Origin of the sequence: Desulfosalsimonas propionicica (genome assembly GCF_013761005.1) — a bacterium.
Taxonomy (GTDB): Bacteria; Desulfobacterota; Desulfobacteria; order Desulfobacterales; family Desulfosalsimonadaceae; genus Desulfosalsimonas; species Desulfosalsimonas propionicica.
Genome location: NZ_JACDUS010000002.1, coordinates 1 through 25,927, shown reverse-complemented (window position 1 = coordinate 25,927; position 25,927 = coordinate 1). Strand labels below are relative to the sequence as shown.

The 25,927-nt window shown below is 53.1% G+C and carries 26 protein-coding genes, 1 tRNA gene and 1 riboswitch; of the genes, 16 read left to right on the top strand and 11 right to left on the bottom strand.

Annotated features, from left to right (window positions below; translation table 11 throughout):
• Positions 1–11: 11 nt before the first annotated feature.
• The 4 genes from HNR65_RS03600 to HNR65_RS03585 all read right to left on the bottom strand — a co-directional run bounded on the left by HNR65_RS03600 (position 12) and on the right by HNR65_RS03585 (position 4,367).
• Entirely contained in the window at positions 12–1,310 is a 1,299-nt protein-coding gene (locus HNR65_RS03600) for a dihydroorotase (protein WP_181550103.1), read from the bottom strand.
• A complete protein-coding gene (locus HNR65_RS03595; protein WP_181550102.1) occupies positions 1,294–2,232 on the bottom strand; it encodes an aspartate carbamoyltransferase catalytic subunit in 939 nt (312 codons plus the stop codon). The genes HNR65_RS03600 and HNR65_RS03595 overlap by 17 nt, the downstream gene beginning before the upstream one ends.
• A gap of 15 nt (positions 2,233–2,247) precedes the next feature.
• Positions 2,248–2,901, bottom strand: a complete 654-nt coding sequence (gene lepB / locus HNR65_RS03590) for a signal peptidase I (RefSeq protein WP_181550101.1) — start codon at positions 2,899–2,901, stop codon at positions 2,248–2,250.
• A 71-nt stretch (positions 2,902–2,972) separates the two neighbouring features.
• Positions 2,973–4,367, bottom strand: a complete 1,395-nt coding sequence (locus HNR65_RS03585; protein WP_181550100.1) for a M23 family metallopeptidase — start codon at positions 4,365–4,367, stop codon at positions 2,973–2,975.
• Positions 4,368–4,592: 225 nt separating this feature from the next.
• On the opposite strand from HNR65_RS03585, the gene kdsA reads away from it, so the two are divergent.
• The 15 genes from kdsA (at position 4,593) to HNR65_RS03510 (ending at position 14,888) form a co-directional block, all read left to right on the top strand.
• Positions 4,593–5,426: a 3-deoxy-8-phosphooctulonate synthase gene (gene kdsA / locus HNR65_RS03580; protein WP_181550099.1), complete on the top strand. Its 834-nt coding sequence runs from the start codon at positions 4,593–4,595 to the stop codon at positions 5,424–5,426.
• Position 5,427: 1 nt separating this feature from the next.
• A complete protein-coding gene (locus HNR65_RS03575) occupies positions 5,428–5,952 on the top strand; it encodes a KdsC family phosphatase (RefSeq protein WP_181550098.1) in 525 nt (174 codons plus the stop codon).
• Positions 5,953–6,135: 183 nt separating this feature from the next.
• Complete coding sequence (lptC, locus tag HNR65_RS03570) at positions 6,136–6,699, top strand: LPS export ABC transporter periplasmic protein LptC (RefSeq protein ID WP_181550097.1); 564 nt, start codon at positions 6,136–6,138, stop codon at positions 6,697–6,699.
• Positions 6,692–7,297 (top strand): LptA/OstA family protein, encoded by a 606-nt coding sequence (locus HNR65_RS03565; protein WP_181550096.1) that lies wholly within the window; start codon positions 6,692–6,694, stop codon positions 7,295–7,297. The genes lptC and HNR65_RS03565 overlap by 8 nt, the downstream gene beginning before the upstream one ends.
• On the top strand, positions 7,294–8,019 hold the full coding sequence (gene lptB / locus HNR65_RS03560) for an LPS export ABC transporter ATP-binding protein (protein ID WP_181550095.1): 726 nt from the start codon (positions 7,294–7,296) through the stop codon (positions 8,017–8,019). Before HNR65_RS03565 ends, lptB begins: the two co-directional genes overlap by 4 nt.
• A gap of 1 nt (position 8,020) precedes the next feature.
• On the top strand, positions 8,021–9,445 hold the full coding sequence (rpoN, locus tag HNR65_RS03555) for an RNA polymerase factor sigma-54 (RefSeq protein ID WP_181550094.1): 1,425 nt from the start codon (positions 8,021–8,023) through the stop codon (positions 9,443–9,445).
• Between the two features lie 18 nt (positions 9,446–9,463).
• Positions 9,464–10,009 (top strand): ribosome hibernation-promoting factor, HPF/YfiA family, encoded by a 546-nt coding sequence (gene hpf / locus HNR65_RS03550; RefSeq protein WP_181550093.1) that lies wholly within the window; start codon positions 9,464–9,466, stop codon positions 10,007–10,009.
• A gap of 60 nt (positions 10,010–10,069) precedes the next feature.
• On the top strand, positions 10,070–10,528 hold the full coding sequence (locus tag HNR65_RS03545) for a PTS sugar transporter subunit IIA (protein WP_181550092.1): 459 nt from the start codon (positions 10,070–10,072) through the stop codon (positions 10,526–10,528).
• Complete coding sequence (gene rapZ, locus HNR65_RS03540) at positions 10,528–11,397, top strand: RNase adapter RapZ (RefSeq protein WP_181550091.1); 870 nt, start codon at positions 10,528–10,530, stop codon at positions 11,395–11,397. Before HNR65_RS03545 ends, rapZ begins: the two co-directional genes overlap by 1 nt.
• 14 nt (positions 11,398–11,411) lie before the next feature.
• A complete protein-coding gene (locus HNR65_RS03535) occupies positions 11,412–11,828 on the top strand; it encodes a PTS sugar transporter subunit IIA (RefSeq protein WP_181550090.1) in 417 nt (138 codons plus the stop codon).
• Between the two features lie 50 nt (positions 11,829–11,878).
• The gene (gene gap, locus HNR65_RS03530) at positions 11,879–12,880 is read left to right on the top strand and encodes a type I glyceraldehyde-3-phosphate dehydrogenase (protein ID WP_181550089.1); all 1,002 of its coding nucleotides are present in this window, start codon (positions 11,879–11,881) and stop codon (positions 12,878–12,880) included.
• A gap of 14 nt (positions 12,881–12,894) precedes the next feature.
• Positions 12,895–13,656: a triose-phosphate isomerase gene (tpiA, locus tag HNR65_RS03525; protein WP_181550088.1), complete on the top strand. Its 762-nt coding sequence runs from the start codon at positions 12,895–12,897 to the stop codon at positions 13,654–13,656.
• A 5-nt stretch (positions 13,657–13,661) separates the two neighbouring features.
• Positions 13,662–14,042, top strand: coding sequence for a preprotein translocase subunit SecG (secG, locus tag HNR65_RS03520; RefSeq protein ID WP_181550087.1), 381 nt, complete (start codon positions 13,662–13,664; stop codon positions 14,040–14,042).
• 22 nt (positions 14,043–14,064) lie between these two features.
• Positions 14,065–14,151: transfer RNA gene (locus HNR65_RS03515), tRNA-Leu, on the top strand.
• Positions 14,152–14,351: 200 nt separating this feature from the next.
• Complete coding sequence (locus tag HNR65_RS03510; protein ID WP_181550086.1) at positions 14,352–14,888, top strand: nitroreductase family protein; 537 nt, start codon at positions 14,352–14,354, stop codon at positions 14,886–14,888.
• A 195-nt stretch (positions 14,889–15,083) separates the two neighbouring features.
• Here the strand turns inward: HNR65_RS03510 and HNR65_RS03505 are convergent, their stop codons facing one another.
• Both HNR65_RS03505 and HNR65_RS03500 read right to left on the bottom strand, forming a co-directional pair.
• Positions 15,084–17,369: a methylamine methyltransferase corrinoid protein reductive activase gene (locus HNR65_RS03505; RefSeq protein WP_181550085.1), complete on the bottom strand. Its 2,286-nt coding sequence runs from the start codon at positions 17,367–17,369 to the stop codon at positions 15,084–15,086.
• Positions 17,370–17,690: 321 nt separating this feature from the next.
• The gene (locus tag HNR65_RS03500; protein ID WP_181550084.1) at positions 17,691–19,067 is read right to left on the bottom strand and encodes a methyltransferase MtaB domain-containing protein; all 1,377 of its coding nucleotides are present in this window, start codon (positions 19,065–19,067) and stop codon (positions 17,691–17,693) included.
• 94 nt (positions 19,068–19,161) lie between these two features.
• On the opposite strand from HNR65_RS03500, the gene HNR65_RS18110 reads away from it, so the two are divergent.
• The gene (locus HNR65_RS18110) at positions 19,162–19,296 is read left to right on the top strand and encodes a hypothetical protein (RefSeq protein WP_269750847.1); all 135 of its coding nucleotides are present in this window, start codon (positions 19,162–19,164) and stop codon (positions 19,294–19,296) included.
• 10 nt (positions 19,297–19,306) lie between these two features.
• Here HNR65_RS18110 and HNR65_RS03495 read toward each other — a convergent pair whose 3' ends face one another.
• From HNR65_RS03495 to HNR65_RS03475, 5 genes are all read right to left on the bottom strand, one after another.
• On the bottom strand, positions 19,307–20,410 hold the full coding sequence (locus HNR65_RS03495) for a sigma-54 interaction domain-containing protein (protein ID WP_181550083.1): 1,104 nt from the start codon (positions 20,408–20,410) through the stop codon (positions 19,307–19,309).
• A 305-nt stretch (positions 20,411–20,715) separates the two neighbouring features.
• Positions 20,716–21,720, bottom strand: a complete 1,005-nt coding sequence (locus HNR65_RS03490; protein WP_181550082.1) for a CobW family GTP-binding protein — start codon at positions 21,718–21,720, stop codon at positions 20,716–20,718.
• Between the two features lie 20 nt (positions 21,721–21,740).
• A complete protein-coding gene (locus HNR65_RS03485; RefSeq protein ID WP_220128279.1) occupies positions 21,741–22,490 on the bottom strand; it encodes a cobalamin B12-binding domain-containing protein in 750 nt (249 codons plus the stop codon).
• Between the two features lie 72 nt (positions 22,491–22,562).
• On the bottom strand, positions 22,563–23,573 hold the full coding sequence (locus tag HNR65_RS03480) for an MtaA/CmuA family methyltransferase (RefSeq protein ID WP_181550081.1): 1,011 nt from the start codon (positions 23,571–23,573) through the stop codon (positions 22,563–22,565).
• 266 nt (positions 23,574–23,839) lie between these two features.
• A riboswitch (cobalamin riboswitch) is annotated at positions 23,840–23,996 on the bottom strand.
• A gap of 223 nt (positions 23,997–24,219) precedes the next feature.
• Positions 24,220–25,626: a sigma-54-dependent transcriptional regulator gene (locus tag HNR65_RS03475; protein ID WP_181550080.1), complete on the bottom strand. Its 1,407-nt coding sequence runs from the start codon at positions 25,624–25,626 to the stop codon at positions 24,220–24,222.
• Positions 25,627–25,927: the final 301 nt, after the last annotated feature.

Genomic DNA, 25,927 nt, shown 5'->3' with positions numbered 1-25,927 from the left:
ATCAGCAGTGTTTACAGGTTTGCATGGTTTTGCGAATCAAAAACCTTTTGACCGCCCACGATTGTGTATCTAGCGCGGCCCTTGAATTGCCAACCATCAAACGGGGTATTGCGGGCTTTGGAATAGCCGTCTGCCGCATGATAGGTGTACCGGGCGGAAAGATCAATGAGGGTGATATCAGCCGGCAGGCCTGAAACCAGACCGCAGGGTTTTTGGATAATCCGGGCGGGATTTTTGGACATGGCCGAAATCAGCTGCCCCAGGCTCAGGAGACCGGCATCCACCAACCGCAGTCCCAGGCTCAGGGCAGTTTCCAGCCCGATGATCCCATTTGCCGCCTGATCAAACTCGAGCTGTTTGTCCAGCACCCCGTGGGGCGCATGATCGGTTGCCACCGCATCAATGGTGCCGTCGGCCAGGCCGGCGATCACCGCCTGCCGGTCAGTTTCCGTGCGCAGGGGAGGGTTCATCTTGGCATGGGTTTCATAAGCCTTTACCGCCTCGTGGGTCAAAGTGAAATAATGGGGCGCGGTTTCGGCTGTCACGGCAATGCCTGCGACTTTGGCCGCGCGGATGGCCTCAACTGACTGCCGTGTGCTCACATGGGCGATATGCACAGGTGTGCCGGTAAGCTCGCTTAATGCAATGTCGCGCATGACCATGATGCTTTCCGCTGCGTTGGGAATGCCGGCCAGTCCCAGCCGGGTGCTCACCACCCCTTCGTTCATAGTCCCCCCGGCCAGGGCCTTCTCCTCACAGTGGGAAATCACGCAGATCCCGATTCCCCGTGCATACTCCAGGGCCCGGCGCATGAGCTGGGCATCCGCTACCGGTTGACCGTCATCAGACACACCAACGGCCCCTGCGGTCTTCAGATCCCCGAATTCCGCCAGTTGCTGACCGGCCAATCCCACGCTCACAGCCCCCACCGGATAGACCCTTGCATACCCCAGACGCCCGGCCTCCTGGATGATAAAGCGGGTGACGGATTCCGAGTCATTGACCGGAGAAGTATTGGGCATGCAGCAAACAGCCGTAAAGCCACCTGCTGCGGCTGCCCGGGTGCCGGTTTCAATGGTTTCCTTGTATTCCTGGCCCGGCTGGCGAAGATGCACGTGCATGTCCACAAGCCCCGGCACCACCAGCAGATCCCGGGCGTCGATAATTTCGGCATCTGCCGGAAAGCCCGCTTCAACGCCCTGCCCTGCCGGCTGCACCCTGGCAATCCGGCCGTCTTCCACGAAAATATCGGCCGGACCGTCAAATTCTTCCGGATCCAGAACCCGGCCGCCTTTAATCCACATTTGCATCCCGCACACCTCCTGCCAGCAGATAAAAAAGGGCCATGCGCAGGGCCACCCCGTTGGTCACCTGATCCAGAATCACGGAATGCGGCCCGTCTGCCGCCTCCGGGGCAATTTCCACGCCCCGGTTGATGGGACCGGGATGCAGAATCAGCGCATCCGGCTTGATCCGGCGCAGCCGGGCGGCATTCAGCCCGTACCGGGCGGCATATTCCCGTTCCGATGGAAACAAAAAGCGCCGTTGGCGCTCTTTTTGAATCCGCAGCAGAATGATCACATCCGCCTCTGAAACCGCGGCATCCATATCCGGTGCCACATATGCCCCCAACTGCTCAATGCCGGCGGGCATCATAGTGGGGGGGCCGGCAACACTTACCCTGGCGCCCATTTTCGTAAACCCGGCGATATTGGACCGGGCCACGCGGCTGTGAGCGATATCTCCGATAATGGAAACCTTTAACCCATCTATGCGGCCCTTATTTTCCTTTACGGTCATCATGTCCAGCAATGCCTGGGTGGGATGGGCGTGCATGCCGTCTCCGGCATTTATCACGGAAATATCGAGATTGCGCGCCAGCAGATGCGGGGCCCCGGCCGAAGAATGACGGACCACCAGAATGTCAGGCTTCATGGCCTGCAGATTTCTGGCCGTGTCAATCAGGGTTTCCCCCTTTACAATGCTGCTGGAAGCCGCGGCAATGGCAATGCTGTCTGCCGAAAGCCGCTTGGCGGCGATGTCAAAGGAAACCCGGGTCCGGGTACTGGGTTCCAGAAACAGCAGAACAATGGTCTGGCCGCGGAGGGTGGGCACTTTCTTGATGGGCCGCTCTGAAATCTCCCTTAAACCAAAGGCGGTTTCAAAGATGAATTCAATTTCATCCACCGAAAGTGATTCAATGTCGAGCACGTCCTTTTTTGTCCACTGCATGGGCAGGCTTCCTGATTAGTGCAGCACTTCGCCGATGCGGCCCCACCGGACCCCGAAGTTGTCCTTATCCCAGGACCAGTAAATGATAAAGGCCTCTCCCTTGATGGCCGAGTCTTTTACAAAGCCCCAAAAACGGCTGTCATAACTGTTGTCCCGGTTGTCCCCCAACGCAAAATAAGCGTCTTCCGGCACGGTGACCGGGCCGAAGTTGTCCCTGGCATTGACCGCGCCCGGCAGTACCCTTTTTTCCGTATGCTTGACCGTGTACTGGTCAACAAGCCGCCCATTGACATACACCTTTTTGTCCCGGATTTCAACAACATCGCCGGGCACCGCCACAACCCGCTTGATAAAATCCTTGTCCGGCTCCACCGGATATTCAAACACCACAATATCCCCGCGTTCCGGGCTGCTCACCGGTATCATCTTGGTATTGGTGACCGGCAGCCGAATGCCGTAGATAAACTTGTTAACCAGGATGTGATCGCCCACCTGCAAAGTGGGTTCCATGGACCCGGAAGGGATTTTGAATGCCTGGACCACAAACGCCCGGATAAAAAGGGCCAGCACAACGGCAATGGCAATGGCTTCAAGATTTTCCCGCAGTCGGCTTTTGGTTTTGGCACCGTCCTCATCCGGGATTTGCTGGGATTCTGATTTTTTTTTCAATTTTTAACAATATCGTTGATGATTTTCCTGAAAAAACCGGATCAACCCTGCGGGAGCCGTCATTGCCGGGCTCAGTTGTTTTTTGCAAGCTCCCGGGCATGTTCCAGCTTGCCTGTGATGTTATTTTGTATCCATTGCGAATCCCACCATTCCATGGGATCCACAAACACATCATGAACAAACATGCCGTAATGCAGGTGATCCCCCCCGGCCAAACCGGTGGCTCCGGTGCCCCCGATAATATCGTTTTTTTCCACCATCTGCCCCTCTGATACACTGCTGCGGCTCAAATGGGCATACACGGAAAACAGGCCAAAGCCATGATCGATGATCACCACGTTGCCGTAGATGCCGGCTCTGCCCACAAAGGCAACTTTGCCCGCATTTGCCGCAGGCACCGGCGCCTGGCTCACAGAGGCCAGATCAATGCCCATGTGGATCTGCTCATCGATTTTTTCCCCGTTGTAAACATAGGTCCGGTGGTCGGCGAAACTGGCCTTTCTTGCGGCATTGGGAAGCCTGGAAAAGCCCCCCTGCCAGTGCATCTGCTCATCCGGAGACCGGCCAGGGGCAAGGATGGTGCGGTTGTTTTTTTTGCGCAGCTCGCGGTTGACAAACAAGAATTGTTCCAGGGCGCCGGCATCAGCCGGAAAACCGTCCTCACTTTGAAACTCCGGCAGAATCCGGGACAGGAAACGGTCGGAAACCGGCAGGGGTTCGGCGTCAAAGCTTTTGTTGCGGATATGGTAATAAAACCCGCCCCGGCCGGCATTGCCCGCCGGATCAAGAGCCTGCACATGCAGCTTCGTGTCCCTGTCCTGATCATGGGCCAGCGCAAAAAAGCAAACCGCCAGCTCCGGGTCATCAAAATAGCCCTTGTGGCCGGGAAAAAAATGATCTCCCACCACGACCCCGTGCTCCGGACAATTCTCGGACATCCGATAGACAGCCAGACCCGATCCGCCGGGCCGGATATTGTGCTGCCGGCTGATGACCTCCACCCGCGGCGGCTGGGTATCAATGGTAATTTCTTTTTCCAGATAGGCCTGATTACCGGAAAACCAGCCGCGCCAGGAATGATCCCAGGCAGCGATGCGCAACAGGGCCTTTCCATCCTTGAGATCCAGTTTCCCGGCATTTAAATCCACCTCAAAACGCCTCTGCCTGGGCGGGCCTTGCTGCGTGCCGGAAAAGTCGGATTCCTCTTTGAGAACGGTTTCCCTGTCGTTTTGGATTACGGCGATCCAGAGCTTGCGGATCCCCGATTTTTCATCGGTGATTGTGCCGGAAACTGCGGCATCGGCGCCAATAAACGAATCAGACATGTCGAGTTCAATCTCCGGTGCCCTGCCCTCGAATTTCACCATCAGCAGCCAGACCGCTGATACGGCCACCATTGTTATCAAAACAGCCGCCAGGCTGTATTTCAGACCTTTGCCCCGTTCCCTGCGTTTTTTAAAACCCATATATGATTGATCCCTGAAATTTAATTGGATACCCGGTAAACGAAAGCTATTTTTAACAGCTCGCCGGCCCGGAGGCAAGGCCTTATTTTCGAATCTTGACTTTTACCGGCACGCGGGGTAACAGGAGGCATGGATTTTGCCGGCGCCCGAAGCCGGCCAATGATACAAGCGGCTGGCGTGCAAAGGCCATGACCCGGCAAATCAACCAAAAGGATCAATTTTTCAATGACAGAAGTTCAGATCAAAAACTTTTCCGCGGGCAGCGGCCGCCCTTTCGTTCTGGTGGCCGGACCCTGCGTAATCGAAGATTACACAGGCGTCATGCAGATCGCCCGCTCTTTAAAAGAGATCACCAAACGGCTTGACATACCGTTTATCTTCAAGGCGTCCTATGACAAGGCCAACCGGACATCCATTGATTCATTCCGGGGCCCGGGCATCAAGCAGGGCCTGGAAATCCTCTCCGAAATTGGCCTGGAACTGGATGTGGCCGTGATGTCTGATGTTCACAGCCCCTCTGAGGCCGAGCTTGCTGCCGAAGTGCTCGACGTGTTGCAGATCCCGGCTTTTTTGTGCCGCCAGACCGACCTGATCGTGGCCGCTGCCCGGACAAACAGGCCCTTAAATATTAAAAAGGGACAATTTCTGGCGCCCTGGGACATGGATCATGTTGCAAAAAAAGCCAGATCTGCCGGAAACCCGCAGGTCCTTCTGACCGAAAGGGGCGCATCTTTTGGTTATAACAACCTGGTTGCCGATTTTCGAAGCATTCCCATCATGCAGTCACTGGGATGCCCTGTGATCTTTGATGCCACTCACAGCGTTCAGCTGCCCGGCGGTGCCGGTGGCGCATCCGCAGGCCAGCGCCAGTTTGCCCCCATTCTGGCAAAGGCAGCCATTGCCGCCGGGGCAGACGGCCTGTTTCTGGAAGTCCATCCGGAACCGGACAAGGCATTGTCAGACGGCCCCAACTCCATTCGCCTGGATGAACTCGAGCCTCTGCTCAATCAACTCAAAGCCATCAACAATGCATTGATCAAACCGGAGAGAAACCCCTAACATGCTTGAAGAAAAACTCCAGCAAATCCGGGTGCTGCTGCTCGATGTCGACGGGGTGCTCACCAGCGGCCGGATTCTCTATTTTACAGACGGCGATGAAGCAAAAACCTTTGATGTTAAAGACGGCCTGGGCATCCGCATGGCCCGGGAGGGCGGCATCCGGGTGGGCCTTGTCTCCGGACGCAAATCCGCGGCTGTAGACCGCAGGGCCGCGGAACTCAACATTGATTATTGCCATACAGGCGTCAAGGACAAGCAGGCGCTTCTGACATCAATTGTTGCGCAGGCCGGATGCAGCCCGGCCCAGACCGCTTTTGTGGGAGACGATCTCGTGGACCTGGCCATCATGGACCGGGTCGGCCTGGCCGTGGCCGTTGGAGATGCCCATGAAGTCGTCCGGCAGCACGCAGACATGGTCACAAAACAGCCGGGAGGCCGGGGGGCTGTCCGGGAGGTTTGCGAACGCATTCTTTCGGCACAGGGTTTGTGGGAATCCATCATTTCCCGCTGGCTAAACCGGACGTAAATCCCGAAGGAACCTTGATGGCGCCGTAAAAATCCAATATCTGCGTTACGCGCAGTTTCTCAGAATTTCACGTACAGATCAGTACGCTGCATTCTTCGAAATTGCGCAAGCCTTGATCTTGAACTTTTTACGGCACCATCTGAAATCAGACTTTTTACGGTGCCATCAACCTTGAACCTTTTAATGAAACACCGGACCCGATACAAACAGGCCGGATTACTGGCCATCGTTGTGATCGCCGTGCTGCTGGCAACGGTGTTTGTGCGGTTTCGCATGCAGACCGACTACGAGGAACAGACCGAAAAGAAAAACACCTCGGAAGCGGCCCTGACCATAAACGGATTTGAGCATACAGCCACACGGGACGGAAAAACCGAATGGGTGCTGAATGCCGCCACTGCGGAAATCTATTCGGATCAAAACAAAGCTGTGCTCACAGATATTGAAATGACCGCGTTTGACTCAGACGGTACCGAGGTCAAACTTTTTGCAGACACCGGGAAACTTGACACCAAAACCCGGGACATGACGGTGGAAAAATCGGTTGTGGCCCGTTATCCCGGATATGAGCTCAGGACCGAAAGCTTGCATTATGAGCATGAGTTACATATATTGTATACAGATCAGAAAGTGGTTATTCACGGAGAAAATATGCGGATTTCCGGTGACTCGGCAACAGTTGAGCTCCAAAAAGACCAAGTCACCCTTGAAGGTCACGTCAAGTCATGGATGGATCCTGTTGAATAAAGACAAAGCGCGCAAAAACAGCCCGAATCCTGCCGGAATCTTTGCCATTGCGGCGATTCTGATCACCCTTATGACAGCCTGGCCCTGCCGGGCACAAAAGCCCGGGCTGTTTCAGCCCGATGAAGGCCGCATTCACATCACTTCGGATAAAATGGTGATTAAAAGCAATGAAAACAGTGCCGAATTTATCGGCAAAGCCCACGCGGTTCAGGGAAAAACCGAAATCAAATCCGACCGGCTTAAAATTTTCTACAAGGCCGAAGAAGGCGCCCAGCCCGGTCAGTCCGGCATGAGCGAAAGCAGTATCCAGCGCATGGAAGCCGAAGGCAGCGTGGTTATCTATACAGACGAGCAAACCGCCACAAGCCAAAAAGCCGTATATACCGCAGATGACGGCCTGCTGACCCTGACAGGCGAACGCGTGGAAATCAAAAACAACGGCAACGCCATTGTCGGCAGAAAGGTCACCCTGCAGCGGGAAACCGGGGAAATCGTGGTCAGCTCAGATGCGGGCAAACGGGTGGAAGCTGTTTTTGAATCCGAATCCGGCGCGGACAATCAGGACAAAACAAAAACCAGCAAAGCCCGAAAGCCATGACCCGAACCCTGAATTTAAAAAGCCTGGTAAAGACCTATCATGGCCGAAAAGTGGTCGATCAGGTCGACCTGAACCTGACCGGAGGCGAGGTGGTGGGGCTTTTGGGACCCAACGGGGCGGGAAAGACCACCACTTTTTATATGACCGTTGGCCTGATCCGCCCTGACGGCGGCCATGTGTTTCTCGATGATGCAGACATCAGCGAGGATCCCATGCACGTCCGGGCCCGCAAAGGGGTGGGATATCTGCCCCAGGAACCGTCGGTATTCAAAAAGCTCAACGTACGCGACAACCTGCTGGCAATTCTCGAAACCCTGCCGATATCCAGGGCCGAGCAGGAGCAGAAAGCTGATGAACTGCTCGACGAGCTAGGCATCAAACGGCTATCGGCGCAGAAAGCCGGAGTGCTTTCCGGCGGAGAACGCCGGCGGCTGGAAATCAGCCGGGCACTGGCCACGGATCCGGCCTTTATTCTGCTTGACGAGCCCTTTGCCGGCATTGATCCATTGGCGGTGATCGATATTCAAAATATCATTTCACATCTGAGCCGGCGGGGTATCGGAATCCTGATTTCAGACCACAACGTTCGGGAAACCCTGGGCGTGTGTGACAAGGCCTATATTTTAAACAACGGCGAGGTAATCGAGTCGGGCGGCCCGGAAAAGATCGCCCAAAGCCCTGTTGCCCGAGAAATCTACCTGGGAGAAAAGTTCAGACTCTGATATGGCAATCGAACTCCAACAGAACTTAAAACTCCAGCAGCATCTTGTTATGACTCCGCAGCTGCAGATGGCCATCAAGCTTCTGCAGTTATCACGCCTGGAACTCGTGGAAATGGTTCAGCAGGAACTGGAAAGCAATCCCACCCTGGAAGAATCAGAGACCGTGGAAACGCCCGAGGAAACCCCGGCGGAAACGCCTGAAGCCGCGGATGCCAGGGAAATCACAATGGAGGAATCATTTGACGAGCGGCTTGACTGGCAGCAGTACATGGACGAATACAGCTCCACGGGACGGGTTCACTATGAGTCCGAGGAAAAGGAGGCGCCCAATTACGAGGCCTTTACCGCCAGCCGGACAAACCTTTACGATCATTTGCGCTGGCAGCTGCTCATGACCCGGCCCACGGCCGAGCAGGAAGCCATTGGAAGCCTGATCATCGGCAACCTGAACAAATACGGCTACCTTGACGTCCCCCTGGAAGATGTCGCCCAAATGGCCGAAACCGATGTTTCACAGGTCAAAGACGTGCTTTATGTGATGCAGACCTTTGATCCGCCGGGCATCTGCGCCAGGGACTTAAGCGAGTGCCTGCTGATTCAGGCCCGGCAGTTCGGCATTGTAGATCCTGTTGTAGAGGCACTGTTGCGCGATCACATCAATAACCTGGAGAACAAACGCTATCAGGTCATTGCCCGCGAGCTGAAATGCAGCATGGAAACCCTGTCTGCAGCCATCGAGCTCATCCGCCAGCTCGATCCCAGGCCCGGATTCCGCTACGGCGACGAGGATCAGATCTACATCACCCCGGACGTCTACGTGTACAGGGAAGGCGACGATTATATCGTTATGCTAAACGACGACGAAATCCCCCAGCTGCACATCAATTCCTACTACCGCCAGGCCGTGCGCAAAGGAGAACCCATTGCCAAAGATACGCGCACTTATCTGCGCGACCGGCTCAGGTCTGCCGAGTGGCTCATCAAAAGCATTCAGCAGCGGCGGCGGACCATCTACAACGTCATGGTCAGCATCGTCAAATTCCAGCGCGATTTTTTCGACCAGGGCATCGCTCATTTAAAACCCATGGTCCTGCGGGACGTGGCAGAAGACATCAACATGCATGAGTCCACCATCAGCCGTGTGACCACCAACAAATACGCCCATACCCCGCATGGCATCTTCGAACTCAAGTTCTTTTTCAACAGCTCCATTAACCGGGCTGACGGCAACACCATTGCCTCGGCCAGCGTACAGGAGGAAATGAGAAAGATTATTGCCGGAGAAAACCCCAAAAAGCCCTACAGCGATAAAAAAATCGCCGACATGCTCGAGGCGGCATCCGGCATCCGCATCGCCCGTCGGACCGTTGCCAAGTACAGGGAAATAATGGGGGTTCTTCCATCAAGCAAGCGTAAACAACCCTAATCAAGGAGGCAGGTACCCATGCAAACATCCGTGACATTCAAAAACCTTGATCCCTCCGATCACCTGAAATCTTATGTTTCCAGCAAACTCGACCGCATGGACAAGCTCCTGGACAATCCGGCGGAAGCACAGGTGGTGCTCTCCGTGGAAAAGATCCGTCATATCGCAGAAATCCGCGTGACCGGCGACCGGCTCAACATTGTTTGCCGGGAAAAATCCAATGATATGTATTCCTCCATTGACCTGGCCCTGGACAAGCTTGAAAAGCAGATCAAAAAACAAAAAGCCAAAATCAAAAATCATCGCCAGGGCGGCCGGGGCGAGGACAGAAGCCCGGAGCCGGCGGCAATGCCAAGCGGGGACGAGTCCCCGGAAGAAGCCCCGGGCGCCAGCGTCATTGTCCAGAACCTTGAATACAAACCCATGGACGTGGAAGAAGCCATAATGCAGATGGACCTGATTTCCGATAATTTTCTGGTATTCAGAAACGCCCGGACCAACCAAATCAATGTGCTTTACCGACGCAATGACGGGGATCTCGGACTGATTCAGCCCCTGGGATAACACCGAAGCACCGGTGCCGGACGGCAATTGGCCGGCACCGCGCAAACAGGGTGCAATGTTATGAAAATACTTGATTACATTACCGCGGACACGATCCTGACCAACCTGCAGGCAACGGATAAAAAAGGGGTTATCGACGAGCTTACAGAGCCGGTGGCCGCCCTGACCGGCCTGGAGCAGCGCAATATCGTCCGGGTACTTATCGAACGCGAGCGGCTGGGCAGCACTGGCATCGGCGACGGCATTGCCATTCCCCACGGCAAAATCAACGGAATTGAATCCCTGGTGCTCGGATTCGGCTTGAGCCGAAAAGGGGTCAATTTTGATGCCCTGGACGGCAAACCCGCTTATATTTTTTTTCTGCTACTGAGCGCGGACAATTCCACGGGTCTGCACCTGCGGGTACTGGCCCGGATTTCAAAACTGCTCAGGGATCAGGATTTCAAGGAAAAACTGAAGCGGGCAAACAGTGCCCAACAAGTCATGGACGTGCTTTCGGAAGTGGATGAGGATTTCTGATGCATCGGCATAAAATCGTCATTATCACCGGCTTGTCCGGATCGGGCAAAAGCGTGGCCCTGGCCGCACTTGAAGATGCGGGCTTTTACTGCGTTGACAACATGCCGGTCAAGCTGCTGCCCAAGTTCATGGAGCTTCCCCTGCAATCGGAATCCGAGATCGCCGGGCTCGGATTTGTCATGGATTTGCGGGAAAAGGGGTTTCTCCGCTCCTTTCCGGAAATTTTCCATGATCTGCGCCAGCGCGGTTACAACATTGACGTGTTTTTCCTGGAAGCCGAAGAAAACGTTATCCTGCGGCGATACAGCCAGACCCGCCGGCATCATCCCCTGTCCCAGGACCGGGGCCTGCAGGAAAGCATCCGGGCGGAAATCGGACATATGGACCATATTCGCCAGATGGCCGACCGTATTATTGACACCACGGATTATACGCTCCATGATCTGAAATCCGTCATCTTTAACCTGGTGGAAACCATCCTCCATTCTAAACCCATGCGCACACAGGTGCTCTCATTCGGGTTTAAACACGGCATCCCCCAGGACGCGGACATGGTCATGGATGTGCGGTTTATGGCCAATCCCTTTTTCATTCCCGAACTCAAGGACCAGGATGGCCGAAGCCGCCCCGTGCGTGAATTTGTGCAGACAAACAGCATTACCCGGACGTTTACTGAAAAATTTCATGATTTGGTTGACTTTTTGCTCCCGCTTTACGAAAAGGAAGGCAAAGCTTACCTTACCATTGCAGTGGGCTGTACCGGAGGGCAGCACCGATCCGTGGTTATTGCTGAGGCGCTTTATGCGCACATCAACAAACCAGGCCGGCCCGTGATGCTCACACACCGGGATGTGGATCTCAAAATCTGAGCCAAGGACCTTTTATGATCGGAATTGTTATTGTCACCCACGGACAACTCGGCGAGGCGCTCATTGAAACCGCATCCATGATTTTCGATGAACGGCCCAGGGCCGTCACTGCGGTCTCCATAGACCTGTCCCATGATGTCAACAAACTCAGAGGCAAGATTGACAAGGCTGTGCAGTATGTTGACGAAAACGAAGGTGTGATTATCCTTACGGACATGTTTGGGGGCACGCCCTCGAATCTGAGTTACTCGTTTCTGGAGGAAGGCCGCATTGAGGTGATTTCCGGAGTCAACCTGCCGGTGCTGATCAAGGCGGCCAACGCCCGCAACCGGGAATCAGAGCTCGATGTACTGGCCAAGACCATCGAGGCCTACGGCAAAAAAAGCATTTCCCTTGCCAGCGAAATATTAAAGGGCAACAAACGGGAATAAACTGCAAACTTCATTTATTGTGAATACCACTTTTATAAGGAGGAAGGAAAATGGCGATCAAACTCGGCATCAACGGAATGGGCAGAATCGGCAGACTGGTTTTCAGAGCCGCCCTGAAGCGGTCTGACATCGAGGTAACAGCAGTCAACGACATCATGGACACCAAAAGCCTTGCCCACCTCTTGATTTATGACTCGGTACACCCGCGCCTGGATGCGGAGATTATTGCCCGGGACAACGCCATTTCGGTCAACGGCAAAACCATCCGGGTTTTTGCGGAAAAAGATCCGGCCAATATCGGCTGGAAAGAAGCCGGCGTGGATATCGTGGCCGAATGCACGGGTCTTTTCCGGGACAGGGACAGCGCAGCCAAGCACCTGAGCGCTGGGGCGAAAAAGGTCATTATTTCCGCACCCGGCAAGGACCCGGACATGACTTTTGTTATGGGCGTCAATGAAACAGACTATGACAGCGCAAACCATCATATTGTCTCCAACGCCTCGTGCACCACCAACTGCCTGGCGCCCGTGGCCAAGGTGCTGGACGAAAAATTCGGCATTCAAAGCGGCCTGATGACCACCGTCCATTCTTACACCAGCGACCAGCGACTGCTGGATGCCCCGCACAAGGACCTGCGCCGGGCGCGTGCGGCGGCCATGTCCATGATTCCCACCACCACGGGCGCGGCCAAAGCCGTGGGCCTGGTGCTGCCCCAGCTAAACGGTAAGCTAAACGGCATGGCCATACGGGTGCCCACGCCCAATGTCTCTCTTGTGGATTTTGTGGCCACTCTCAGGCAACCGGCATCTGCGGAAACCGTCAACGCGGCATTAAAGGAAGCCGCCGAAGGCCCGCTGGCCGGCATTCTGGGATTTAGCGAACTGCCGCTGGTTTCCGAGGATTTCAACGGCAACAGCCTTTCTTCTGTGGTTGATGCGGAAAACACCTATGTCATTGACAACATGGTCAAGGTCCTTTCCTGGTATGACAATGAAACCGGCTATTCCACCCGCCTGGTGGACCTGGCTGAAATGATGGGAAAACAGCTTTAATTCCGGAGGTGGCCATGACAACGCGCAGACCCATGATCGCCGGCAACTGGAAGATGCACAAAACCTGCCCGGAAGCAGAAGACACGGCCCGGGCCCTTGTGGGGCAGCTCACCGGCAAAGAGGAGGCAGAGGTTATGATCGCTCCGCCGGCCACCGCTCTGGTGCCGGTCAGCCGCATCATCGGAGATACCCCGGTACAGCTCGGCGCCCAGAACCTGTTCTGGGAAAACCAAGGGGCCTACACCGGCGAAGTCTCCGCCCCGATGCTGGTATCAGCCGGATGCCGGTATGTGATCATCGGCCATTCCGAACGCCGCCAGTATTTCGGGGAAACCGACGAAGGCGTGAACAAAAAAATCAAGGCGGCTGTGGCCGCCGGACTGGTTCCGGTGATCTGTATCGGGGAAAGCGAAACCGAGCGCGATGGCGGAAAAACGTTTTCCGTGCTTGACAAACAGATGGAAAAAGGGTTAGAAGGACTGTCTGAAGATCAGTTCAGCCAGGCCGTCATGGCCTATGAACCGGTCTGGGCCATTGGCACCGGCAGAAGCGCCACCCCGGAGCAGGCACAGGAAGTCCACGCCCATGTGCGGCAATTTCTGGAAAAACGCTTTGGGGCGCAAACCGCCGGGGCTGCCCGAATTTTATACGGCGGCAGCGTCAAGCCGGCAAACACTGCCGAGTTGATGGCCCTGCCCGACATTGACGGGGCACTGGTGGGCGGCGCAAGCCTGAAGCCGGATACATTTGCTGAAATTATACACTATAAGCGTTAAATCCAATGCATGTACTGATTATTATCATCCATCTGTTTGTCTGCTTTTCCTTAATCGGCATTGTTCTGCTGCAAACCGGCAAGGGAGCAAGCATGGGCGCCATGTTTGGTGGAGCCGGCAACCAGACCCTGTTTGGCAACACCGGGGCCTCGACTTTTCTGGGCAAGATTACCACCGTGGCGGCAGTGGTGTTTATGGTCACGTCCCTGTCTCTGGCCTATATCTCCAAAAGCGGGGACAAATCCGTGGTTGAGGAATTTCAGCCGCCGGCTGCGGAGCAAAGCCTGCCCGCAGACCAAGTGCCCGCAGCACCGGGCGGCGGCGAGCAAGCAGGACCGAATGAGCAGGCGCCCGCAGCGCCGTCAACAGACGATAACCCGCAATAACCGCGGTTCACATCCAGTTTGTGCCGAAGTGGTGGAATTTGGTAGACACGCTATCTTGAGGGGGTAGTGGGCTACGCCCGTGCCGGTTCAAATCCGGCCTTCGGCACCACAATTTATTAATAATTAGAGGGGCTTACCTTAGACAGGAGCCCCTCTTTTATTGGCCGGATATTCGCCGCGTTTACAGCGTGGGACCGCTAATCAATGGCGGCTATGCCCGGGCAGTATTCAGGATTTGGCGGATCTGAAGAATGGCGATTTCAAATGGCGCCGTAAAAAGTTTAAAACCATTATGGAAAGGAAAAGAGGATGTTTATTGATTTGATTCGGGCAAGAAGAAGTATAAGAAAATACAAGGAAAAACCTGTTGAAAAGGAGAAAATTGATTTGCTGATCGAAGCCGCCTTAAGGTCGTTTTCCTCAAGAAACACACAGCCCTGGGAATTTGTTGTGATTACCGATCCCGAAATTTTAAGCCGACTTTCCGGGGCCAGGCCCAGCGGCCTCGCATTTTTTGAAAAAGCACCGCTATCGATAGCAATTTGTGCCGACACGTCCAAATCAGATGTCTGGGTTGAAGATGCAAGTGTAGCTGGCGCGTTTATTCATTTGGCAGCTACGGATCTCGGGCTGGGAAGCTGCTGGGGACAGATCCGAAAACGCAATCACCACACAGGCCAAAGCGCAGGTGATTATGTTGGCGAATTACTGGGGCTGAGAGACGGACTGGAAGTCGAATCAATGATAGCCATCGGGTACCCGGCCGAGGAAAAAACGCCTCACCCGAGCACTGCATTGCAATATGACAAGATTAGCCGTGACACATACGGCAAACGAGATGTCTGAGTTTGCTTCCTGTAAACAAAAATAAATATAAGGGAGATTAAAAAATCTCTATGACTGCAGAAGCCCAGGCAAAATTCGCTTCACTACCCTATCAACTGGTATAAAATCAAAGAGGCAGGTTGCCTTGCAGCACGAAAGGCCGGGAAAATCGACTTTTGCCCATGTGTTCAAAAATCATTGAATACAATTCCAGCCTCATGGCAATTGAACCCCGACGAGGATGGTCCCCGTTCCTTTCTCGTCAACGCCGGCGCAGTATCGATTTTTAAGAAAGATATCCCCAAGCATCGAGGGTGTTGCAAAGATGATGGAATAATGTTTCCTCAGATCATTATCCGGAATACAGAACCCGGCGGGCAGGCAGGGAATTTCAAAATGACAGACTTTTTTCACGATGTCCTGGGGAAAGGTTATTTTGTCCTTGTAGATCACGAAATTCTTGTGCATGAACCATACATCCTTACGCGTGGACAATTCGGCTAACCTTGTTTCGTCCCTCACTTCCTCGCCCACCATTTCATCCCCTTTTTTCAGGACCAGTGTGGCATGGCACCCCCAATCAAACGCCATGGTAGTCAGTGCAACGTAGACCCGTTGAGAAGCCAGTACTTTTTTCACTCCCGTGTTGACCACTTTTCCAAGCCCCAATAAAGAACGTTCCTCGGCTTCCTGTTCCTTCTGGAAAACGCTTTTAAAATCTTCCGCCGATAAAATCCAGACGCTTTTTAACCCAGGCACACGTTTGAGTGCGGGGAGCATGGTCCGATCAATATCTTCCGGATCCCAACCCGGCCTTTTTGCGTTTGCAGTAAAGAGCTTCACCAGATCGAAGCATTTTTCGGTGCAGGCCCGCTCGCACCGCCGGCAGGCCACACCATCGCAAAGCGCCAGATCAACAGTCACTTGAAATTGATCATCAACGGATTCCATCGTCAGGGCCCGTTCCGGACAGACCGAGACGCAAGCTTCGTCACCGATGCACGCCTCAAAGGCAAAAACCTTTTGTTCACCGATGTCGGGGATGATCCGGAGCCCTTTGTATCCGAGCTCGGGGATATCCCTGTCCACCGTCTTGATCACCTCCGGAAGGCTTTCAACTTCCGTCAGAGCCGGCATACCGTATTTTGCGAGAAAACGCTGGTATTGCGCCAGGGGCATCCCCTCTGTCCAATACGAGAGCTCCAGAATAAAGACCTTTTCGAACACCTTTGAGGCAGCAAACATGCAATGATGCTTCTTCAAATCGTCTGCAATGGCCTTCATCTTCCAAAGGTTGTCCACATCCAGCACGATGTCGCGTGCCATGGCCAGGGACGTGTTGCCGACCTGATAAATCTTTCGGACCCCAGCCGGAATCAGTCCGACTTCCCGGGCTTTGAGGGCATCGACATATGTGCCGGATGCTCCGGACATGTATGCGGTTTCAATATCTTCCATCCCAAGACCGGCTTCCTTGCAGAGGGTTATATGTCCGGCGCGGACAGAACCGATCGCTTTGCCGGCTTCGGCCAGGTCGTCTTCAGTGAACGTTATGCCGTCGGGCAGATGAATTTCCGAATCAAATGTCCGGATCCGGGGAATGCGAATGAGCTTGGATATAAGCCCCTGACTGATCAACCCCACAACACCGGTTCCGGTAATGCCAACAGCCGATAATTCCCCCTTTTCCAGAACTTCTCCGGAATTCGGATTTACTGTATCACCGGTGCGGGCCGACATGTCCGTGTTCAGAATCCTGGTTTTCAAACGTCCTTCCATTGGTTTGTCAATGGCAGCACTTGCCGTTCTTGTCCTTGATTCGTCAGGGACAAATTCCACGTCGGATATGGCCCCGGGCAGGGCCAGAAGACCGTGTTCGATCTGCTGGCCTTCCAGAGCCGGTCCCGCAGCCGTGGAACCCGTGTAAACAATGCCTTTAGCAACAAGTGCCATTTCAGCATTGGTTCCGTAATCGGTTACGATGGCGATTTCCTCCTTTTCCAGCATCCCGGTCTGAATCATCATGGCCAGAGCGTCCGCACCGATTTCATGCTGCACAGCGGGAGGGATCAGGATATCGATATCCGGTGCCAGATCCAGGCCGTCGATTTGACTGGCCTTGACAATCTGGGCATCCCGGGCCGGCGGAACCACACCTATCGATTCGAGTTTCTGCTTGCCGGCATAAGCCAGATCGCGGATTTCGATCTCCTGAAACAAGGACAGTTGAATGGGGTTACCGCAAACGGCCATTCGGATCACCTGATCTTTTTCGATTTCAAGGGCATCAATAACGTGGTTAACGGCAGACACAATCACCATATGGGCGACATGAATGCCAACCTCCAGGGCAAAATGCAGATGATCGATTACATTGGCGCCTGGCAGGGGATGTCGGGTGGTGATGGCTGTGGTGATGATCCGGCCCTTTTCATCGAGGTCAATTGCTTGACCGCGAAATCCGCTGGTACCAAGATCCAAAGCGATGGCGAGTTTCGGCATGGGGTCCCTTGTCTCTATTCGATAAGGGGGAGGATCAGTTTAGCGCTGCATTCCATACATGCCCATTCACCGTCCCTGTCGACGGAGATTCGGGGTCGGTGCCCGGTTTGCCTCTGGTGTTCCTGCCTGATGCCTTCCCAATATTGTTTGACTTCTGTGCATGACAGCCTTTTTCCCGCAGCCTTTTCCGCATCGAGATGCCACCGGCCACATCGGGTGCAGGCTATCATTGTCTCGAATCCTTCCAAAAAAGTCGGGCATAACCGAAGCAAGGTGTCCCGGATATGCCCTTTGCGCCGATACCCGTGTTATAATGGACCGCTATAGCCCATAAGAATCCGGGTTGAATCCCTTGACGTTCTTGTACTTGTCCAGGCACATCTGGATGAAATCCCCCTCGCTGTCCGGAAGGCCTTCCAGGTCTTTCATGGCATTTTCCAGTGCCTTTTTTTCGAGTTGGGTCAGCTTCATCTTGGAGTCGCCCAGGATAATCTGGCCCGCCTTGATGGCGCCCGCTCTGCCGCTGGCGTAATTGCTGTCCCCGCGATTGCCGATAATGGCGTTGCCAATCTCCCAGGCGTTATCCGGGGCCAGAATCAAGCTGTGAGAATCACGGTACATATCGGAGTTGACCAGTATCTCTTTCATCTGTTCCTGATAGCCCAACTCAATGGCACTGTTGAACATGGCACAATCGTAGCCCAGGATTTCCGCAAAAACCGACGTGGTGGTGGCGCCGAACATATCATGATATTCCACTGCCTCATTGCTCCAAACGTCGCAAACCGCAGCGATGAGGTTCCCCGCAAGGTCTGAGTGGGCGCAGGCACTGATTTTTCCCTCTGTAGAGATGGGAACGCCGGACATGGCCTTGATGATGGGATCCTCATAAGCGCAATCCTTTGTGGGGCCGGTAGCGCCGCATTCATAGGCGACCAGTGTACGGGAGGCTGAAATGGCACGGGCCAGGGCCGCCATGACATGGGGGACATCCTTGGAAACCATGCCGCCGGCCATAAACATTGCCGTGTTCGCCTCGGAGCAGTTGGTATCTCCACCGGGAATGCAATTGTTGGACTTGGCGATATCTACGATCTGGTCCCACATCCACTCCATATCGATAGCGCCCAGGACACCGATGCCGAAAAGGATGCCGGTAATGTCGTTACGGATGATCGCATGGTCGAATATCTCTTTTCCGCCCATCGACTCGATGGATATGATGTCGGCGTATTTGGACACCTGCTTGAAGGATTCTATAATCTCATGGGTGTAATCGCTTTCCCGCATGTGGTGCATGTCGGGTTTGCGCAAATCGGCCGGGGTGGATCGGTATGCGGCTTTCAGGCCGTACTTGTCGAGACAATCATCCATCTGGCGGGCGGTCTGGGCCGCGATTTCTCCACCCCAGGTTGGATTATGGGTCATCTGAAACACATGTTCGTTTTCAACGATCAGAGTAGGATGGCCGACGATGACCATTCGCTCCAGTGCGTCCCCGTTGGCCCGTTCATATTCCCGAAGGAGTGTTTTCTTGGTTTTTTCGCTTCCGGCCCGGGGGTGCGGAACCACTTCCGGATGGACAAATCCCCCGCCGATATGGATGCCGCGAGAAGTCTTGACCGGATGCTTGGCGGTGCCGAACATCATCTCCGCACCACTGCTGTAAGCCATTTTTTCAATTTTTTTTCTTGCCATGACGATCCCCCTTTTCAATTATGTATTGGATGGCCCTCTTCGACGTTCAAATCCATTGTAAATTGAATGTCCTCAATCTGATAAAAGGCAAAACATGTGCCATGAAATCCTCGATGAGATGGAGACCGGAAAATGCCCGAAAAAACACCTCCGGGACAGAAGCCTTCGGCCGATCAGCCCGCATGCACTGTCACCCCGGGTGACATCCGGGCCCGCAGGTGTCACCTGAGGTAACACGCCTATGCGGAAACGATGCCATATTCCATAAGCCGTATATACAACCGACGTCGCGTCATACCCATCATTCTGGCCGCCGCTGCCTTGTTTCCCGAAGTTTTTTCCAGGGTTTTTACAATGAGGGCCTTTTCCATCTCCCGGAGACGGACCCCGGTTTCAGGTAAATCGTTGATCCATTTCCCCGGGTATTCAGAGTCCCCGGAGGTTTCATCCAGAATTTCTGCTGGCAGATCGGCCAGCGTCACCTGTCCATCGGAGCACAGGACAAAAAGTCGCTCCACAATATTTGCCAGTTCTCTCACGTTTCCAGGATAAGAATACCGAAGCAACGCCTTCTCCGCCGGATCGGAAAGCTGCGGCGGCCGCAGGCTGGTTTTTTCAGCCGTTGTTTTCATAAAGTGATTCAACAACAAGGGAATATCTATTCTTCTATCCCTGAGGGGAGGAACTTGAAAGGGTATGACATTCAAACGGAAAAACAGATCTTCCCGGAACGATCCCGCCTCCACAGCCTCTCTCAGATTCCGACTTGTAGCGGCGATTATGCGAACATCTATTTTATGGGTTTCGTTGCCCCCAACCCGTTCAAATTCCCTTTCCTGTAGAACCCGGAGCAGCTTGACCTGCAAATCACGCTCGATTTCAGACACTTCATCCAGAAAAACAGTGCCGCCCCGGGCGATTTCGAACTTTCCTTTTCGATGCGTATTTGCGGAGGTAAAAGCGCCCCGTTCATGTCCGAAAAGTTCACTTTCCATTAGATTTCCCGGTATAGCTCCGCAATTGATTGCGACAAACGGCTGATTTTTCCGCTGACTGGCGCGATGAACGGCTTGCGCTATCAGCTCTTTTCCGGTGCCGCTTTCTCCCTGAATGAGTATAGTGCTGGGAAAACGACTTACCTTATCAATCATGCGATGGATTTCATTAATGCTGCGGCTGCAGCCAACCATGAATTCCGTCGGCCCATGGGTTGTTTCCGGTGGTTTCGATGCCCTGCTTTTCGCCCCCCCCGGATTCGCCAGCCTCCTTACGATGATAGAGAGAATATCATTGATGTGGTCTTTGAAATTGGAACCCGCAAACTCATAAAAATCGCCTCTCATATGCAAAATCGTTCCCAGGGGACTGGTGATAAGAAGCGGGATGGGACCGCACAGCTGTCTGGCCTGATGGAAAAACCCGCCTGCGCCCATAGTCGATGATTTCAGATCAATGATGCAGACCAGCGGCACGCCATGATATTTCTCCAGAAGTTTCAACCCCTGCTGTTCATCTGAAACCCAGATGGTCCTGTACTTTTCCGGGGAGATCAACCGTGTCAACGGCCGCAGGGCCATATAGGCATCATCCACAATAAGGATGACGGGTTTGCCGCATATATCATTTGCCTGTTTTGCCCGTATATTTATCATGACTTCTCTGTTGTGCACTGTTTCAAAGCAGCGCTTATTTTATCCCGATCCAGGCTTTTGCCGATGACCGAGATTTTGCTGTCTCTGACCTGCCCTGCGGGCTGGGTGGACAACTCTCCCGAAGCGATTTCCATTAACACACCCTTATCACCGATTTGAAAAATCCCTTTCGCCCGCACGATTTCACCCATGCCGGCTGCCTCTTGTTTGAGCATGTGGAAGAATGAATCCAGCGATTCCGGATCAAACGACAGGTTTTCGAAAACATATCCGAAAGATTCATAACCCAGCGCATCCTGATTTTCACTGAAACGCAATTTCCTGCCATTTGCCGGTGATGATGAGCGGTCCTGGTGCGCCAAGTCATGGTCATGGCCGCGTTCCACGTCTATCGATGGTGTTGAACGAAAAACGGTGGAAAGGGCCAATTGGTATTCCGCCCAATCCACCGCCCCGAATGCCGCTGTTAGCACCGTAATGCCGGGATTGATGGCCGATATCGAATTGCGCGTCAACATGGCTTTTCTCTTATCAACCCGATCGTATTTGTTCAGGATAACGATGTTGGCATACTCGATCTGGGACTCAACGAAATGGCGATTGGCTTTGTACAGATCCATAAATCCAGTGGCATCCACGATCAAAATATCGTTGATTTCCTCTATTGCCCCTTCGAATACCTGCAGTTCAATGATGGATCGAATCTGGGAAATCGTCGCCACACCGGTAGGTTCTATGATGGTTCTTTCCGGTTGGATGGTATCTATGATGTCCATCAGTTGAGTTTTGAAATCCGCCTGCAGTGTACAACAGATGCAACCGCTGGGCATCTCCACGACATTGCCTCCCTGCATAGCAAGAAGTTCCCCGTCAAGACCCACTTCGCCGAACTCGTTCACCAGCACCACGGTCTTCTCTTTGACGGCCCAATCATTGAGAATCCTGGTGATGAATGTGGTTTTTCCTGCTCCCAGAAACCCGAAAACGATGTCAACAATCATGCGTTTGACCCACTGATCCGTTATCCATTCCACTTGGACCGCATGGACTGCCAGGATTCACCTGCCAGTGCATCTTCGGCCATTCCCGGAGCCTGGCTGGCTTCCTTGCCCCAGATACCCAGATCATATTCCGACACATATTCCTCGGCAACCGCGCCACCACCACAGATAAAAGGAATTTCCAGGTTCGCCTTTTTCAATTGATGAGCAATTTTGGGAAAGGCCGACATGGTAGTGGTCATGAGTGCGGTGCCGGTAACCATTATCGGTTGATGATCTCGACATGCTGCCACGACCTTATCCACCGGGACATCGGATCCCAGGTCGATAACCTCGAAGCCATTGGCATTGAGCAGTGCATTGACAATCACCTGGCCGATGTCGTGAATATCGCCTTCTGCGGTATGTGTGACCACTTTTGCTTTTCGCTCCATGGATTTTCCCATTTTCTTCTCGCACTCTGCAATGCCGACATTCATGGCATCTGCTGAGAGGATAACCTGGGGCAGAAAATAGCTGCCTTCTTCCCACAACCGGCTGACTTCATTCATGCCGGGGATGAGTGCATCATTGATGACCTCAAGGGGGGATTTGGTTTCCAGGGCCTTCTGGACAACGGGCAGGACTCCCTCCTCATCTCCTTCTACCACGAACTTAGCGATATCCTGGAGAATCGGGTCTTTTGAAACCTCCTTGGCCTGGCCTGTTTTTTCCACATGGAGATCATACCGCCTGAAGATGTTTGAAAAATCGTTCAACACTTTCATCATCTTTCTCCTTGTTTTGTTTTTGTTGTTTTTCTGTGGGGTTTTCCGGGACAACCGCCACAGTCGATCATCTATCTAGTGAGCCTTTGCGACCTCCACCATAGCCTTCAGGTTATCCATGGGGGTGCCAGGTGCCACGGCACATCCCGGGGCCAGAATCTGGACGCCATCTTCTATAAGTTCTTCACAACCTTTCTTCACCGTTTCAGCATCCTTCATGAACAGGGTTGTCGCAGTATCAACCCCTCCCATGAAGATCATATTGGGCCCGCATTTTTGACGGGCCAGCCGGGTGTCGGCCTTGGGTTCGAGGCTCAGAATTGCAGGGGAAGTCTGCCCCATCCATTCAACGATCTTGTCGACATTGCCGCAAATATGGAGTATGGCAGGCACAGAAATGGATTCAATCTGCCTGCGCTGGTACTCCAGTTCGTAGTCCCGATAGGTTTTGGGCGCAATTAATTCGGGGGAGGCGGTCATGTCCTCGATCGAGATAATATCTGCTCCCGCCTCGATCATGGCATTGGCCAGAGCAGTACCGGCTTTTTCACCGATATCCAAAAACGGCACGATCTTTTCAGGTGCCTTGTAGGTAGCTTTCAGCAGTGGCACACTGCCCAGAAGAGAGCCAGCGATGGTTAAAGGGCCAATGATTCCCCCCACAATGGGGACCTCATCGCCTACTTCCCTTTTCAGGATTTCAATAGCTTTGAGCAATTCAGGTATATACCCCCTTGAAAGAAAATCACCGGGAAACTCGGGCGTATCATCGAGTTTATAAGGCGGAGGATGATCAATTCCCGGAATTCCTTCGGAATCCCTGATTTTCCCCGACTTCCGGATGCATCCCAGGGCAACCGCCTCAAATGTCTGACAAAAGGGAACCCGAACGGCATCAAAACCCACCACGGTATATGCGGCCAATGCCTGCTTGGCCATAGCTTCACCCTTTTCGTGTCCTTCGGGCCAGTACGCGCCAACTGCTTCCATCTGGTCATAGGTCACGGTCGAATTGGCTCCGAAACACGGCATTCGATCGGGCTTTTGATGGTTTATAACTGCCATCACACGTTCTTTTGCATTCATCTGGGCCTCCCACAGGTAGAAAATGATTGGTTTTTATAATAGAACGGGTCAGAACTCCTCGCCCGTTCGAAGATAAACAGCCTGACGAATGGACGATCCTGTCCGCTGGCTCAACCGGCGACGCAAAGGTCACGGCAACAGGTTCCAACCGGATTGTGGTGTTGTGAAATTGTCGCAATCAAGCTTTGTACCCCCAGAGACCCTGCATTTGCTAAAGTTCGATTACGGTTCTTCTCTGCTTTAACAAATGGGCGCCTCACCCTCGAAAGCGCGACATTCGGAAAGAAGGTATTCTGGCTCGCAGTCTTATAAAACGGTGGACAGACCGCTTACAGTTGCGGGGCAGCAATGGATTTCCACCATTTTCCCTTCAAAATGCGGGAGGGATGCCATACATGAGTTGGCATCCTTACTCTATTCACATTCAAAATATGTGCCATTAATCTGTTTGTTTTGCCGATCGTAATTTCATCAGGGAAAATTCGGCAGTTACGCAATTGGAAAAGAAGTTTTTTTACAAGGTGAATGCCGGCACCGATGGCGCGACCCAAAGACAAAATGTGTGTTTATATTTGAAAACCCTATTATTTTTATTGGTTATGATAAGGGCATGGATGTCGCACTGTGACATCAGAATACAAACTGATCAATAACGATTACCAGCGAGGATGCATTCTAACCGATCAATCCGGTAGTCCTTTATTTTGCGCCACAACGTTCGGGGATTAAGTTCCATTATTTCTGCCGACCTTGACACGTTGCCGTTGCACTGTTGGAGCACTTTTAAAAGGTAGGCTTTCTCAAACTGCTGTTGGACCATTGCCATGGCCGTTTTAAAAGGAATATCCGTGTCCACCGGGTATAAGGCTTGCTGGCCGGTACTTTTCCGGAAATCATTTGAGAAATCGATACTATCGATTACGGCACCGTCTGTTGTGACAAACGCCCTTTCCAGAATATTGGCCAGTTCCCGAATGTTTCCGGGCCAGTTGTGCTGCATCAATTGTTTCATGGCCCGTGTTGAAACCCGCTGGATGTTTTTATGAAATTTCCGGTTCAGGCAGTGGATAAAGTGATGTACAAGGAGGGGAATATCGTCTATTCTTTCCCGCAGGGGCGGTATTTGAATGGCAACAACATTGAGTCTGTAAAAAAGTTCCATCCGAAAAGAACCGCTTTTGATTTTTCCCATAATATCCTGATTCGTGGCCGATACGATCCGCACATTGACATCGATCGGGGAGTTGCCTCCGACCCGCTCCATGGAATTTTCCTGAGTAACCCGAAGCAGTTTCACCTGGAGGGCCGGAGAGATATCGCCGATTTCATCGAGAAACAGCGTCCCTCCCCTGGCATACTCGAACTTACCCTGCTTGCAGCGATCGGCACCGGTGAAAGCCCCCTTTTCGTGTCCGAACAACTCGGTTTCCAAAAGGGATTCTGACAACACCCCGCAATTGATGCCAACAAACGCCTTATTTTTTCTTGGGCTGTTAAAATGTATCGCCCTGGCCACCAACTCCTTGCCTACCCCGGTCTCTCCGGTAATAAAAACGCGGGAGTCGCTGGGCGCCACTTTCTCGATGAGATGAAAAACTTCCCGCATTCTGTGATTTTTCCCGATAATCTTGCCGTAGGAAAACCCTTGCACCAAGGCCTTTCGCAGATGGCGGATTTCCCGGGTCCGTTGTCTTTCCTGCAACGCCTTTTCAATCATCATCAGCAGAACTTCAGGCTCGATGGGTTTCTGGATGTAATCGGAAACCCCCTGTTTGATTGCGTTCACCGCCATCGAAATGGAACCGTTTGAAGTCATGATTATGCCGGCGATCTCGCTATCTATTTTTCGCGCGCTCAGGAATAAAGCCAATCCATCCATGCCCGGCATTCTCATATCGGATAACAGGATATCGAACGATTGGCCGGACAGCTTTTCCAATGCATCGTCTGGGTTATGAGAGATGCAGACGTCATGGCCTTTATCGTTTAAGATCGTCTTGAACTGCTGACAGAATGATACCTGGCCATCAACTAATAAAATCCTATACTTCATCGGGGTGATCCTCTCCTCTATTTTCCTCATGAATTTCCGAGGAAACTGTTGGGGGATATACATTCCCGGCACTCCGGGCTAAATGCACCTTAATGGGAAGCAGGACGGGAAAAGCAATCCATTTCCAAGGGAGTTGTTCAAGGCTGGCGATCTTTTGCCGGATCCCGTCGCTTAGAATGTTTTTCCAGGATCAATTTCAGTTTTTTGATTCATCCGGGAAATGCCGGGATGGATTCGTGAATAAAATATAATCGGAGCTTGAAGTACCAATTATCCCTGAATCCATATGCCTGACGTTTGA

Excerpts from the sequence above, each read along its gene's own strand:
- HNR65_RS03480 (WP_181550081.1), bottom strand. The coding sequence starts at position 23,573 with ATGAATGCAAAAGAACGTGTGATGGCAGTTATAAACCATCAAAAGCCC.
- tpiA (WP_181550088.1), top strand. The coding sequence starts at position 12,895 with ATGACAACGCGCAGACCCATGATCGCCGGCAACTGGAAGATGCACAAA.
- HNR65_RS03510 (WP_181550086.1), top strand. The coding sequence starts at position 14,352 with ATGTTTATTGATTTGATTCGGGCAAGAAGAAGTATAAGAAAATACAAG.
- HNR65_RS03490 (WP_181550082.1), bottom strand. The coding sequence starts at position 21,720 with ATGATTGTTGACATCGTTTTCGGGTTTCTGGGAGCAGGAAAAACCACA.
- HNR65_RS03485 (WP_220128279.1), bottom strand. The coding sequence starts at position 22,490 with ATGATGAAAGTGTTGAACGATTTTTCAAACATCTTCAGGCGGTATGAT.
- HNR65_RS03475 (WP_181550080.1), bottom strand. The coding sequence starts at position 25,626 with ATGAAGTATAGGATTTTATTAGTTGATGGCCAGGTATCATTCTGTCAG.
- lptB (WP_181550095.1), top strand. The coding sequence starts at position 7,294 with ATGACCCGAACCCTGAATTTAAAAAGCCTGGTAAAGACCTATCATGGC.
- hpf (WP_181550093.1), top strand. The coding sequence starts at position 9,464 with ATGCAAACATCCGTGACATTCAAAAACCTTGATCCCTCCGATCACCTG.
- gap (WP_181550089.1), top strand. The coding sequence starts at position 11,879 with ATGGCGATCAAACTCGGCATCAACGGAATGGGCAGAATCGGCAGACTG.
- HNR65_RS03545 (WP_181550092.1), top strand. The coding sequence starts at position 10,070 with ATGAAAATACTTGATTACATTACCGCGGACACGATCCTGACCAACCTG.
- HNR65_RS03495 (WP_181550083.1), bottom strand. The coding sequence starts at position 20,410 with ATGAGAGGCGATTTTTATGAGTTTGCGGGTTCCAATTTCAAAGACCAC.
- rapZ (WP_181550091.1), top strand. The coding sequence starts at position 10,528 with ATGCATCGGCATAAAATCGTCATTATCACCGGCTTGTCCGGATCGGGC.
- HNR65_RS18110 (WP_269750847.1), top strand. The coding sequence starts at position 19,162 with ATGTGCCATGAAATCCTCGATGAGATGGAGACCGGAAAATGCCCGAAA.
- HNR65_RS03575 (WP_181550098.1), top strand. The coding sequence starts at position 5,428 with ATGCTTGAAGAAAAACTCCAGCAAATCCGGGTGCTGCTGCTCGATGTC.
- kdsA (WP_181550099.1), top strand. The coding sequence starts at position 4,593 with ATGACAGAAGTTCAGATCAAAAACTTTTCCGCGGGCAGCGGCCGCCCT.
- HNR65_RS03500 (WP_181550084.1), bottom strand. The coding sequence starts at position 19,067 with ATGGCAAGAAAAAAAATTGAAAAAATGGCTTACAGCAGTGGTGCGGAG.
- HNR65_RS03600 (WP_181550103.1), bottom strand. The coding sequence starts at position 1,310 with ATGCAAATGTGGATTAAAGGCGGCCGGGTTCTGGATCCGGAAGAATTT.
- HNR65_RS03595 (WP_181550102.1), bottom strand. The coding sequence starts at position 2,232 with ATGCAGTGGACAAAAAAGGACGTGCTCGACATTGAATCACTTTCGGTG.
- HNR65_RS03535 (WP_181550090.1), top strand. The coding sequence starts at position 11,412 with ATGATCGGAATTGTTATTGTCACCCACGGACAACTCGGCGAGGCGCTC.
- HNR65_RS03585 (WP_181550100.1), bottom strand. The coding sequence starts at position 4,367 with ATGGGTTTTAAAAAACGCAGGGAACGGGGCAAAGGTCTGAAATACAGC.
- lptC (WP_181550097.1), top strand. The coding sequence starts at position 6,136 with ATGAAACACCGGACCCGATACAAACAGGCCGGATTACTGGCCATCGTT.
- HNR65_RS03505 (WP_181550085.1), bottom strand. The coding sequence starts at position 17,369 with ATGCCGAAACTCGCCATCGCTTTGGATCTTGGTACCAGCGGATTTCGC.
- secG (WP_181550087.1), top strand. The coding sequence starts at position 13,662 with ATGCATGTACTGATTATTATCATCCATCTGTTTGTCTGCTTTTCCTTA.
- rpoN (WP_181550094.1), top strand. The coding sequence starts at position 8,021 with ATGGCAATCGAACTCCAACAGAACTTAAAACTCCAGCAGCATCTTGTT.